The sequence below is a fragment of the Brevibacillus humidisoli genome (assembly GCF_020923435.1).
In the GTDB taxonomy this organism is placed as follows: Bacteria; Bacillota; Bacilli; order Brevibacillales; family Brevibacillaceae; genus Brevibacillus_E; species Brevibacillus_E humidisoli.
The window spans coordinates 2,757,283-2,770,108 of record NZ_CP087263.1; the positions used below are offsets into that span (position 1 = coordinate 2,757,283).

At 53.2% G+C, this 12,826-nt stretch carries 10 protein-coding genes and 1 riboswitch; of the genes, 1 reads left to right on the plus strand and 9 read right to left on the minus strand.

Annotation, left to right across the window (positions count from 1 at the left end):
- Positions 1 to 36: 36 nt before the first annotated feature.
- The 7 genes from LOK74_RS13620 to LOK74_RS13655 all read right to left on the minus strand — a co-directional run bounded on the left by LOK74_RS13620 (position 37) and on the right by LOK74_RS13655 (position 9,282).
- Positions 37 to 1,062, minus strand: a complete 1,026-nt coding sequence (locus LOK74_RS13620; protein WP_230042580.1) for an ABC transporter substrate-binding protein — start codon at positions 1,060 to 1,062, stop codon at positions 37 to 39.
- Positions 1,063 to 1,252: 190 nt separating this feature from the next.
- Positions 1,253 to 1,711, minus strand: a complete 459-nt coding sequence (locus tag LOK74_RS13625; RefSeq protein WP_230042581.1) for a chemotaxis protein CheX — start codon at positions 1,709 to 1,711, stop codon at positions 1,253 to 1,255.
- A gap of 1 nt (position 1,712) precedes the next feature.
- Positions 1,713 to 2,141 (minus strand): hypothetical protein, encoded by a 429-nt coding sequence (locus LOK74_RS13630; RefSeq protein ID WP_230042582.1) that lies wholly within the window; start codon positions 2,139 to 2,141, stop codon positions 1,713 to 1,715.
- A 40-nt stretch (positions 2,142 to 2,181) separates the two neighbouring features.
- Positions 2,182 to 5,994, minus strand: coding sequence for a S8 family serine peptidase (locus LOK74_RS24140; RefSeq protein WP_277613387.1), 3,813 nt, complete (start codon positions 5,992 to 5,994; stop codon positions 2,182 to 2,184).
- A 130-nt stretch (positions 5,995 to 6,124) separates the two neighbouring features.
- Positions 6,125 to 6,874: a succinate dehydrogenase iron-sulfur subunit gene (gene sdhB, locus LOK74_RS13645; protein WP_230042583.1), complete on the minus strand. Its 750-nt coding sequence runs from the start codon at positions 6,872 to 6,874 to the stop codon at positions 6,125 to 6,127.
- Positions 6,875 to 6,894: 20 nt separating this feature from the next.
- Positions 6,895 to 8,646, minus strand: a complete 1,752-nt coding sequence (sdhA, locus tag LOK74_RS13650; protein WP_230042584.1) for a succinate dehydrogenase flavoprotein subunit — start codon at positions 8,644 to 8,646, stop codon at positions 6,895 to 6,897.
- An 18-nt stretch (positions 8,647 to 8,664) separates the two neighbouring features.
- Positions 8,665 to 9,282: a succinate dehydrogenase cytochrome b558 subunit gene (locus LOK74_RS13655; protein ID WP_230042585.1), complete on the minus strand. Its 618-nt coding sequence runs from the start codon at positions 9,280 to 9,282 to the stop codon at positions 8,665 to 8,667.
- A 396-nt stretch (positions 9,283 to 9,678) separates the two neighbouring features.
- Between LOK74_RS13655 and LOK74_RS13660 the strand changes: the two genes are divergently transcribed.
- Positions 9,679 to 10,152, plus strand: coding sequence for a DUF2507 domain-containing protein (locus LOK74_RS13660; protein WP_230042586.1), 474 nt, complete (start codon positions 9,679 to 9,681; stop codon positions 10,150 to 10,152).
- Between the two features lie 43 nt (positions 10,153 to 10,195).
- Here LOK74_RS13660 and metX read toward each other — a convergent pair whose 3' ends face one another.
- Both metX and LOK74_RS13670 read right to left on the minus strand, forming a co-directional pair.
- Positions 10,196 to 11,257: a homoserine O-acetyltransferase MetX gene (gene metX / locus LOK74_RS13665; RefSeq protein WP_230042587.1), complete on the minus strand. Its 1,062-nt coding sequence runs from the start codon at positions 11,255 to 11,257 to the stop codon at positions 10,196 to 10,198.
- A gap of 113 nt (positions 11,258 to 11,370) precedes the next feature.
- Positions 11,371 to 11,477: riboswitch (SAM riboswitch) on the minus strand.
- Positions 11,478 to 11,545: 68 nt separating this feature from the next.
- Positions 11,546 to 12,799, minus strand: a complete 1,254-nt coding sequence (locus tag LOK74_RS13670) for an aspartate kinase (protein WP_230042588.1) — start codon at positions 12,797 to 12,799, stop codon at positions 11,546 to 11,548.
- Between the last annotated feature and the right edge of the window lie 27 nt (positions 12,800 to 12,826).

The window sequence follows — 12,826 nt, forward strand, 5'->3', positions numbered from 1 at the left end:
TGACGGTCCTATTGTTTGTCCGAATTCAAACTCGGTTTATTCCGCTTCAAAATACGTTACAAGTTCATCGAGCAGCAGATTGGCCGCCAATACGCCTCCAGCAGTGTTCCAGATCACTTCGTCCACTTGATACACTTTGTTGGTTTTGGATACATTCAGGTTCTGCCACAGTGGATCTTTCATCCATTCGTTTTTGTATTCAGCGGCAGCTTTTGTCTCGTCGTAATCAGACACCCAATAAAACAAGATATCGCCATCCATATCGCGGATGCGCTCCTTCGATATTACCTCCATAAATTCATCTTTATCTTGGGAAGCGGGACGTGCAAAGCCGATTTGATCCAGCAGCACACCGGCGAACGTATCTTTCATGTACAAACGCACTTTGCCGGGCAGGAAACGAACCAACGAGACTTTGCTCTTTGTTTTGTCACCCATCCTGAGCTTCGCCTGTTCAACTTTTTGGTCAAACTCACGCAGGATGTTATCGCCTTCCTCTTTTTTGTTAAGAGCTTCGGCGTAGAGACGAAAGTTCACTTTCCAATCACCGGCCAAATCTTCCGAGAAGACAGTTGGCGCCATGCTGGACAGTTGGGAATAAACTTTCTCATGAAGCACCTTGTTGCCCAGAATCAAGTCGGGCTTCAAGCTGGCGATCAGCTCCATATTTGGCTGTGTTTCATCACCCAATACCTCTACGCCCTGCATTCGGTCTTTGATGTGATCGTGCCAGGGGTCGCCCAATCCTGATTGCACTGCTCCCACTGGTTTGACACCAAGTGCGAGCAAAGCTTCCGTTCCCTCACTGGTCAGGACGACAACCTTTTGAGGTGTTCCACTAAGTTTTGTCTCCCCCATCGCGTGTTTGACAGTTCTCTCTTCACCGGCAGGCGGCATACTCTCCGCTGTCAGTTTATCGTTTGACTCAGCAGGTGTGTGTTCGGTAGCAGAATGGTGCTGTACCGTTGATTCCGTTCCGCCGCAGCCTGTCAACAGCAGCAGTAACATAATCAAGCAAATCATCGTTGCTTGAACTCCTAAAAAGCGTTTCTTGTTCAACATGAAAAATTCTCCTCCCAAGTTTATTGCCTTATTAATTGAAATTGATTATCATTTGCAACAATAATGTTATGGGGTAGACTCACACTGTCAAGCAAATATTGTTTTTTCAAATAAAAAAACCCTGACCGGTGACAGGTTATTGTTCACCGATCAGGGAAACCACTGTTCCTTTTCTCATATTAAGGTAAGCTCAGTTGATGACAAGCACCTGAACCTCCATTTGCCCCATTTCTCCTAGTGTGAGGGGAATGCTGAGCGCTTTCCCGCTGAAAGTGGGAGGAGCTGATTCGTCGACCAGTATCGGTGGTGAGATGTCGATCTGCACTCCGCGGCTGTACAGGAGTGTGCTGGCGTTCCCAGAGATCATGTTGCCTAGTTCGGAGATGGCGCTTTTGCCCATCTCATCTAGATCAGCGATCGGAAATCCGCCCATCATCGCCGAAACGATCTTCAGAGCTACTTCTCTGTGAATCCCGAACAGGACGTCACCGGAGAATTGGCCGACCAAACCTACCATGATCCAGACGTGATCTTCGCGAAGGGAGACTTCTTTCAACTCCAGCTCTCCGCGCAGCGTCGCAACGTTGCATACCTGTTCAATCACCGTTGCCGCTGATTCGAGAAACGGGGTAATGTATTCCGTCTTCATGTTACGCTTTCTCTCCCCTCCACAGCCTCATTGACCGTTCACCGATTTTGCTTACCAGCACCAGGTAGATCGGGACACCACGAAACAACGAAGCCAATCGCTGGTCTGGCTGTACCGTATAGATGGCATCCACACGACGCAGATCGAGAATCGGCACACCCACTTCCCTAACGCTGAGCTGCCAAAAAGGGGCTTCCAGCGTCTGAAAGGCAAAGACCGTGTCCCCATACGCGAAGCACTCCTCGACACAACGATGCGGCGGATAATCGTCAGCCGCTTCCAACAGATGGACAGGCTCCAGCCCAAACTGTTGAAGCAGATGACGCCGATCCGCAAGCTGCTCGTCTCTCTTCGCTGATACGCTCCTGCGAGCTGATAATATCGGAAAATGTTTGTATACATATTCCCTGTCTATTCCATGATAAAACATCCTTTTCTCCCAATCTTTCCTGTGAGTCGTTTTCCCCTGTCTATTGCGAGCGACCTTCCTGCTTCTGTTTGCCGACCACACTGGCCTCGACCCGACGTTCTCGGCGCAATGAATCGGTGGCCGTCACTGACAATTTTGCTTTGCCCAGTGCAACCTCCTGGAGGACACAACGGAACTCCCCACGGTCATTTACATCAGCGGCCAGTCGATTGTCACCGTAGACAATCTGTAGCCCAATCGGTGCCTGCCCGACGACCCGCCCGGTGATCACAAGGCTCTCGCCTGCCGCAGCCTCGTATTCGGTCCGCCCAAGATCGATCGACAATGGTTTTGCCTGCTCCGCCTTGTATTCAATGCGTTGCTCATCATGAAACAACACCAGTGTGCCAGACGATCCATCTAGATAAGCGTGCAGAGCAAGTGCAGTCAGATTACCTGCTTCATCTCTCCCCTCCAACAGGATCTTATTATCTCCCTGCTGCAGGGCAACAGGCTGGTGAAAGCTTCGCTCCACTGGAAGCTCCAACTGCTCTTCTTCCCAACTGGCGATCATTTGGCCGTTTACGCTGACATTCCCCTTGAACGTTTTGTCCCGATATTGAAATCTGAGAGGCAGCACAGCTTGCCTAGTGTTGGGATCGAACAGGACTTCCTCGGTCCCGTCATTTGTGAGCAGCAATTCCGGGGGGGTCTGATCGATGATGATCCGTTGCGTAAACTGGCGGTTATTGCCGTACAGGTCGGTTGCGCTGTAGGTGATATAGTGGAGCCCTTCCGACAGGCGCAAAATCGTTTCAAACTGCCCATCCCCCTCCACCGGGACCGGTTGTTTGTGAATCGACAGTTTCACCCGGTCTACCATATCCTCACCTACGATTCGCCCATGAATCGCCACCTCCGGCTGGTCGCTTACCACCACCTGCTCAAACAGATCGTCAGGAAACTGAATGTACGGAGGGGTCACATCACTTTGTCCGGTGACGGGAACAACTGTGATATTGCCGGCATAATCGTACGCCACCAACGTAATGGTCTTATGCGGTTGACTGATAAGTGTGCTATCTACGGAAGCGGAAAACGGACCGCCCACTTTCAATCCGTCCACATAGAGCAGATAGCCCTGCACATCCTTATCCTTGGCGCTCCATCGAATCCGATTGCCGTCAAGCGATGCACTGACACGCGGACTCTGCCTGTCTACCTTCACCGGCAGCGTGAGGGTTTGCCATTTGGCGTTTTCCCCGTCGTTTTTGGAGCGGATAACAAAGTGGTATACACCGTCTGGCACCTGTACATACTCACCTTTTTCTATGGAGTAGGACGTACCATCCCAGGCCCATTCTTCTTTTTCCGTATAGTAGTAGGGAACACCCAGCTTTGACTGATCGTATTTGTACACCTTCTCATCCCGTACCAACGATCGCACCCGTCTGCCGGACTGGTCAAAAATATCGATAGAAACCTGCTTCGCATTGCGCAAAAAGGTGATCGAGGGCGAGGCGATGTCATAATGACCGTCTCCGTTAGGAGAAAAGGCGATCTTGTCCGGATCCACCTGTACCTGTCCGTTGTCGTCGACACCCGTCACACCCAGGTAATCCCGATACTTCCACTTATCGTTTTGCTTGTCATGGTACCAGGTCGTCTTGACTCCGGTTCGATGCTCCTGACTCGCTCCTGTCCACATCGGCGCATCCATCACCCGCGGGGCCTCCCAATCCCCGTAAAAGCCGTAAAACGGTACATGCAGGGTGGGCAGGGAATCGTCTTCAGGCGTGAAGGCAATAAACCCTTCACTGAAGATATTGCGGGGTGCGTCTTCTGGGATCTGCAGGGTTACTTTTACCTCCTGCCGTTTTCCCGGCGCAACTGTTATTTTGTCGGTGGAAAACTGCAGCCTGGCTCCCTTTAACGGTACAGAGGTCAGGTAGTTGATGCCGTCATGGCACAGATCTGTCAGCACACCATAAGCGTCTTTTACCGTGTACGTAAGCGGCTTCTGGCCAAACCGGTTGTCAACAAAGAGTGAGAAGGTAAGCTTGTTGCCGATTTCCCCCAACGAGACACCGGCTTTCCCTTTGGCGTCGGTGACGATCACCGGTGTTTGGATCGCTTTTGCCACCTGCATCATGCCTGCGCCCTGTACTCGTGGGGAATAGGGATGGGGACCGGTTTGTTCGCCGACCGACGCCGTAGCGATTTCTCGCGGATCGAGGATAGGCTGAGCCGTATTCATCGCAGCTGCTTTGAGGGTTTCCACCAGTGCCCGTCCTTCCAGTTTACGTCCCATCTGTTGATATGCCTGCTTGAGTAGAGCCATCCCACCAGCGACGTGGGGCGTGGCCATCGAAGTACCACTTTTGACGGCGTAATCCTTCTGCATCACGGTCGACAAGATTCCACCACCGGGAGCGGTAATCTCCGGCTTGAACTGCAGATTCGGCGTAGGACCCCAGGACGAAAAGGAGGAAATCGTCCCCCCTGCCGGATACGGCAACGGATTTTGACCGTATTCACCGTCAAACTGCACGCTGATTCGTTTCCCTTTTTTCAACTGCTCAGCGATCGCTTCACCGGTCTCTTTGAGAATAGAGACAGCTGGCAGCTGCTTCGCTTCATTGGCGCTCATCATCATCGGTCCCGCTTCGTTATTGTAGACGATCGCCCCTGCCGCTCCCGCTTCCCCGGCCAACTTCAGCTTCTCATCAAAGGGGATGTCGCCCCGCTCGATCAAGACCACCTTGTTCTTTACCTTCACATTGTAATCTTCCGGCTTACCTTTTCCGACATAGACCAATTCCTTGGCATCAGGCAGTGCCTGCACCGGGTTGACTGCCTCTGCTTCGGAGGGGCGGGCCGGCAGGTAGACTACCCGCTCCAGTCCCTCTATCCCGTTCAGGCGGAAGCTGACGCCAGCCAGCGTCGTGGCGTTGGCTGAAGCAACCGACAAGGCGTCCGGGGCCAGTCCTGGTGAACCGATCATCCCTACATCAGGGTTTTCCTGCTTCACCTTATCACTGCCGAAGTAGCCGTCATTTCCGGCAGCGGCGACGACGATCACCCCATGGTCGACGGCCCGTTTGATCGCATGCTGCTCTACGTTGTACTGATCCACGTATCCCGCCGAAGAGCCGAGGCTCAGGTTGATCACATCTGCTTTTTTGTTGATCGAGTCGTTGATTGCAAACAGGATCGACTCGCTCAGACCGGCTACTTCTCCCTGGTAGTTGCTGAACACCTTTTGGCTGAGCAGTTGTGCCTCCGGAGCTACCCCTTTTACCTTGCCATTGGCAGCTACAATGCCTGCTACATGCATGCCGTGCTGGGATTCACCGACGTCTTTGGTGATTTGATTGCGATCAGCCCAGTTGTATCCGGCGATCACTTTTTCCTGCGTTCCCGTCTTGCGCTGCGCCGCCCGTTTGTCCCGCGGTGGAGGCATATCTGGGTGCTTGGGATTGATGCCGCTGTCGATGATGGAGATCAACATGCCTTCTCCTTTGACGCCTGCTTCTCGCCAAGCTTTTGTCGCTTCGATCATCTCCAGGGACGAGGCTGGCCCCTGGGAGACCTGCTCGCCGACAATCACCCGCTTTAAGTCGGTCCACTCATCCGCTCCAGTAAGCGTGATCCCCTGCTGCCCAGCGGCATGCCCTGATGCGAGCGATGGCCTGGAGTTGCTGTCTTTTGCATGTTTGAGATCCTGAATCACCCGCTTCTGCCATTGGTTCTGCTCCCTGCCTGTGGCGAGATCCGGTGCTTCGCTCCTCACTCCGTCGCTATTTACCTGGATAGAGAGGGGAAAAAAAAATACGGATAATGCCAGTCCGCAACCTAGTAGATGCTTTTTCACGTCGGTCTCCTCCTGAAAACATCGTTTCCTCATCTACATCAGTTTTCCATGCAGACGGCGCGGATATTCAGGACAAAAGAAAACTCCAACCGGTGATAACCGATTGGAGTGTGAACAAATGACGATCAGATCAGGAGAAGAAGAACGACTTGATCGCGTGTCTGGTTGTTTCTTTGTTCATGTGAGCGATCGATGTGGTAAGCGGAATTCCCTTCGGACAAGACTGCACGCAGTTTTGCGAGTTTCCGCAATCGGCGATTCCGCCGTCTTCCATCAGTGCTTCCAGACGCTCATGTTTGTTCATCTTGCCCGTAGGATGTTCGTTGAACAAGCGAACTTGCGAAATCGCAAACGGGCCGATGAACGGTGACTTTTCATTCACATTGGGGCAGGCTTCTAGGCAGACACCACAGGTCATGCACTTGGATAGCTCATACGCCCACTGGCGATCTACTTCCGGCATCCGCGGCCCCGGGCCCAGGTCGTGGGTACCGTCAATCGGTACCCAAGCCTTGACGCGCTTCAACGCATCAAACATACGGCTGCGGTCCGTCGACAGGTCACGCATGACCGGGAACGTGCTCATCGGTGCCAAGCGGATCGGCTGCTCCAGCTTATCTATCAGTGCTGTACATGCCTGCCGGGGTTTGCCGTTAATCACCATCGAACAGGCACCGCATACTTCTTCCAAACAGTTGGACTCCCACTGTACCGGTTTGGTTTTCTGTCCTTCGGCGTTGACAGGATTCCGCTGAATCTCCATCAAGGCAGAAATCACATTCATATTGGGACGGTAGGGAATCTTGAACTCTTCCTTGTACGGTGTACTGTCAGGGGTGTCCTGACGGGTAATGATCAGGTGTACGTACTTGTCAGCCATCGTCTATTCCCTCCCCTTGCTTATTTGTTTTTGCTGTAGTCGCGCTTACGTGGCGTAATCAGCGAAATATCGACGTCTTCGTAGTAGATGTCAGGAGCGAGCGTATCAGGATTGAACTTGGCCATCGTCGTTTTCAGGAAGTTCTCATCATCGCGCTCCGGAAAATCAGGCTTGTAGTGGGCGCCACGACTCTCGTCACGCTTCAGTGCGCCAATGGTGATGACGCGGGCAAGTGCGAGCATGTTCCAGAGATGGCGGGTAAACTGAGCACCCGAGTTGCTCCACTGCTGCGTATCGTTGATGTTGATCTTTTTCCAGCGCTCCATCAGTTCCTGAATCTTCTCATCGGTTTGCTGCAGGCGATCGTTGTAGCGGACCACCGTGACGTTTTCCGTCATCCACTCGCCCAACTCGCGATGAATGACATAAGCGTTTTCCGAGCCGTCCATCTTGAGAATGTTGTCGTATTTTTCCTGCTCCTGCTTGACATAACCATCAAATACGGTGCTAGCTACGTCACTCGCTGATTTCTCCAGACCGTTCATATACTCGATTGCCTTCGGACCAGCAACCATTCCGCCGTAGATGGCAGAGAGCAGCGAGTTGGCACCCAAGCGGTTGGCACCGTGCTGTGAGTAGTCGCACTCACCGGCAGCGAAGAGGCCAGGGATGTTGGTCATTTGGTTGAAGTCAACCCACATGCCGCCCATCGAGTAGTGAACAGCCGGGAAGATTTTCATCGGGACCTTGCGTGGATCGTCCCCCATGAATTTTTCATAGATTTCGATGATCCCGCCCAGCTTCACATCCAGTTCTTTCGGATCTTTATGGGAGAGATCGAGGTAAACCATGTTTTCCCCGTTGATCCCCAGTTTGAGATCGACGCAGACGTGGAAGATTTCGCGTGTGGCAATATCACGCGGTACCAGGTTTCCATAGGCCGGGTACTTTTCCTCCAGGAAGTACCATGGCTTCCCGTCGCGATACGTCCAGACGCGTCCCCCTTCACCGCGGGCCGATTCGGACATCAGGCGCAGTTTGTCATCGCCCGGAATCGCTGTCGGGTGGATCTGGATAAACTCACCGTTGGCGTAGATAACGCCCTGTTGGTAGGCGGCAGCTGCGGCCGTACCCGTATTGATGATCGAGTTGGTCGACTTTCCAAAGATGATCCCCGGGCCACCGGTAGCCATGATGACAGCATCGGCACGGTAGGCAGCGATTTCACCAGTCCGCATGTTTTGGGCTGTGATCCCTCTACAGGTTCCGGCATCGTCAATAATCGCGCCAAGGAAGTCGTAGTATTCGTATTTGGTGACAAGTCCTTCTACTTCGTAGCGGCGCACTTGTTCGTCCAATGCGTAGAGCAGCTGCTGCCCCGTCGTTGCACCGGCAAATGCGGTACGGTGATGCTTGGTTCCCCCGAAACGGCGGAAATCGAGCAAGCCCTCCGCTGTACGGTTAAACATCACACCCATCCGGTCCAGCATGTAGATGATCCCGGGTGCGGCATCGCACATCGCTTTAACCGGCGGCTGGTTGGCCAGGAAGTCTCCGCCGTAGATCGTATCGTCAAAGTGTTCCCAAGTCGAGTCGCCTTCCCCTTTTGTGTTGACGGCACCGTTGATGCCGCCCTGCGCACAGACAGAGTGAGAACGCTTCACCGGCACAAGGGAGAACAGGTCGACAGGCACACCTTTTTCTGCTGCTTTGATCGTCGCCATCAGCCCTGCCAGGCCGCCGCCGACGACTATGATTTTACCTTTTGCCACGTTTACTGCCCCCTATCCCTATTGAATAAATGCGGCCATCGCACGCAGACCGATGAACGAGACGACAACGAATACACCCATCGTGAAATAGGTGGCGATACGCTGCGAGCGCGGACCTACCGTGATGCCCCAGTGTACGAGGAACGACCAGATTCCATTGGAGAGATGAAAGACAGCGGACAGGATCCCGATCGTGTAGAATACCACCATAGCCGGGCTGCTGAGGATGTTAGCCATCATGTCGTAATTCACTTCTGCCGCTCCAAGCGCCTTTTGCACTCTCGTCTCCCACACGTGCCAGGCGACAAAGATCAGGGTGATCACGCCTGTGATGCGCTGCCACAAAAACAAATGGTTGCGAAAGTAGCCGAAGTTGCCCACATTGTGCTTCGCCTGAAACGCGATGTAAAGCCCGTAGATTGCATGAAAGAGTAATGGAATGTAGATCAAGCCAAACTCAAGTACCAGCAAAAATGGCAAGCTCTCAATGAAAGCAACGGTCTCATTGAACGCTTCCGGCCCTTTGGTTGCCTGGTGGTTGGCCGTCAAGTGAAACAACAAGAACAGGCCCACCGGAACCAAGCCTACTAGTGAATGAAGCTTGTGATTGAGAAAGTGCTGGCTGCTCCTAGCCATGCATGGGTCCCTCCTTTTTTTGTCTGTAAACCAGTCTTGTCCCCCTGTAACCCCTACTTTGCTCTTCTCTATCCTGTCCCAATGGAGAATCAGTTAGACACATCCCACGCATCCCGACGGACAAGGCAGGATCACCACTTTCCTCAAGCCTGTTCGCGGTGTCACGCTTTGCCCCGATGCGGAATCACTGTAGAATTGTGTCAATAAAATGGCAAAATGAAGTACAGTATGTGACCAAAACCATTGTACTCCTGTCTCCAGAGAGCGTCAAGCCGATTGGTAGACTTAATCTAACGTTAGAATAAACTTAGTTGTACCATCTCTGTGAGTGGGCATGTCTTCCTTCTTTTTCTCATATGTATCCTAGTAAAACCTGCGAGAAAAGGGGAACGACTGATGAAACGAACGATCGATCCTTTATCTGAACTGCTGTCTCCTGATGCGATCAGACCAATCGAACAGATGAGCATGCCGTATCTCGGCTACTATCTGCTGCGTGAGACGTTGACCCGCCGACTGCTCGGCGAGAGTGAAGCACCGATTCTGTATTGGACAGGCAAGGAATTGGGCGATCAAATCGTCATCGACTCAGCAGAAGATCTGGTGATGACTTTTATCCGGCTAGGGCTGGGCAAGCTGGAAGTACTGGAACAACATCAGCAGCTTGTCCGCTTCGGTCTTCAGCACTCTTCGTATGCCTTGATCCCTGTTGAGCGGTTGACCCAGATGCTCTCGTTGGAAGCGGGGCTTCTGGCTGGAGCGATCGGCGCTTGGAGAGATCAACCAGCCCAGGCAGGGTTAGAGATTCACCAGCGATCAGGAAAAAAGCCGGAGGCATTGATCACCGTCCGGCTTCAACCGATGGAATGAGCGATAACTGGAGGCAAGAGGCATTTGATGATGAGCAATTGGATCAGGCAAAGTAGGGAGCCAATATGTTCCCCATCTTGTGAAACTCGACGAGAAAGCCGTCATGTCCGTATTTCGAGTCGATCGTATAAAAGTCAGCACGGATGCCATAGGTACGGAGCACGTCTACCATCTCCCGCTGATGATCCAAGGGATACAGCAAATCGTTGCTGATCCCGATCCCCACTACCTGCGCCTTGATGCCGGACAAGGCATGTTCGATGCCGCCGCGATTACGGCCAACATCGTGCGTATCCATCGCCTTCAGCAAACAGAGATAGCTATTGGCGTCAAACCGTTCGACCAGTTTCTCTCCTTGGTACCGCAAATAACTCTCGATTTGGAAAGGGGTGTCAAATGAACTGCTGTCCGCTTGCTCCTGCAGGCTGCGCCCAAACCGTTCCTCAAACAGTTCAGCGGTGCGGTAGGTGATCATCCCCAGCATCCGGGCAACGGCGAGGCCGCTGGTCGGCCCTGGACCAGGGTAGTAATCGCCGCCCTGCCATGCCGGATCGTTCACGATTGCCTGCCTCCCCACATCGTTGTACGCTATGGCGATTGCAGAAAAGCGAGTACACGTAGCGATCGGCACAACCATCTTCATGTAGGTGGGATAGGTAATCGCCCATTCATATACCTGCATCCCGCCCATCGAACCGCCGACCACCGCATACAATTGCTCAATTCCCAACGCCTGAAGAAATCGATGCTGCGTATGGACCATGTCACGAATACTTACCATCGGAAAAGAGGAGCCATACGGTTTGCCTGTATCCGGGTTGATACTGGCTGGCCCTGTTGTGCCGTAACATCCGCCAAGCACGTTGCAGCAGATCACATAGTACTGATTGGTGTCAATCGGCATCCCAGGCCCTACCAGGCCTTCCCACCAGCCTGCTTGCGATTCGTCTCCAGCTACATGGACATCGCCTGTCAGGGCGTGACAAATCAAAACGGCGTTGCCCCGCTCTTTATCGTAGGTTCCGTGCGTCTCATACCCCACTTCTACCTCTTTGAGCACTTCACCTGATTCCAGTTCAATATCGCCAATCACCAGCTTCTTCATCGGTTTCATCCCCCCAGAGTCGGTCTGCCTGTTCGAACAGCGGACCGAGTCAGTCAAAAAACCCCCTCTTCTGAAAGAGAAGAGGGGGCCATCCGTACGCGAGCCAAGTCCCGACCTTATCTTCCAGATGCTGCATGCACCTGCTGGAATTAGCACCTCTCCGCTCCTGCGGGGTTGCCGGGTTTCATCGGGCCAGTCCCTCCACCACTCTTGATAAGAATCGCCTATTTACTTGTCATGTACCTTCATCATACGACTGCTGGGGAAGACTGTCAACCCATACCAATCTTACTCGGCGGCTGAACGTCCGTATACGACAGCCGGCTCTTCGACGTCAAGACCAAATGCCGTGTGCAGCGTACGTACAGCGACAGCGGTCTGCTCGGCCGGAATCACGCAGGACACCTTGATATCGGAAGTGGAGACCATCTTGATCGAGATCTCCTGTTCCGCAAGCTGACGGAACATCTCTGCCGCCACCCCTGGATTGTTGATCATCCCTGCTCCGACAATGGAAACCTTGGAGAGCCCGGTCTCATGATCCACTCGTTCAAAGCTGAGCGCTTCCCGATTAGCTTCAAGTACATCCAGTGCCTTATGCAGATCGCCCGCGGACACGGTAAACGAAACATTGGTCATCTCCGCATCATAGGACCCCTGGATAATGATATCCACGTTCACCTGTGACAAAGCAAGCGTATGAAACAGCTTAGACAGCGTACCGCCATTGGACGGCATGCCGATGACCGTAATTTTTGCCACATTCTCATCATGCGCGACGCCACTCACGACTCTGCCTGTTTCCATATCGGCAACCTCCTCTACATACGTACCTTCTTCGGTGGTAAAACTGGATCTGACGACCAACCTGACACGATATTTTTTCGCAGCCTCCACGGAGCGGGGATGCAGGACGCCTGCCCCCAGATTGGCCAACTCCAGCATTTCGTCACAAGAGATGTGCGGCAGCTTTTGCGCGGCAGGAACGACGCGCGGGTCAGCCGTATAGACGCCAGCCACATCTGTAAAGATTTCACACTTCTCCGCCTGCAGACTGGCGGCAAGCACTACGGCGGATGTATCGGAACCGCCGCGTCCCAGTGTTGTGATCTCTCCTTCTTCTGAGACTCCCTGGAAGCCGGCTACGATCACCACTCGCCCGTTCCCCAGTTCATCTCGAATACGCTGATTGTCAATCTCTGTGATCCGTGCGCGGCCGTGTACCGACTCGGTCCGAACGCCGGCCTGCCAGCCGGTCAGCGAGACAGCGTCACATCCTTTTTGATGGAGCGCCATCGTGAGCAGGGCAATTGAAACCTGTTCCCCGGTGCTCAGCAACATATCCATCTCCCGTTCCGACGGAAAAACAGCGATCTGCTTGGCCATCTCCACCAACACATCGGTGGACTTCCCCATCGCGGACACGACCACTACCAGATCATGACCTGCCTGCCTGTATTCAACGATGCGGTCTGCCACCCGCTGGATTCGTTCAATGCTTCCTACGGAGGTACCTCCGTACTTCTGCACGATCAACCCCATTGTCGTTCTTCTCCCCTTTATCCCAAT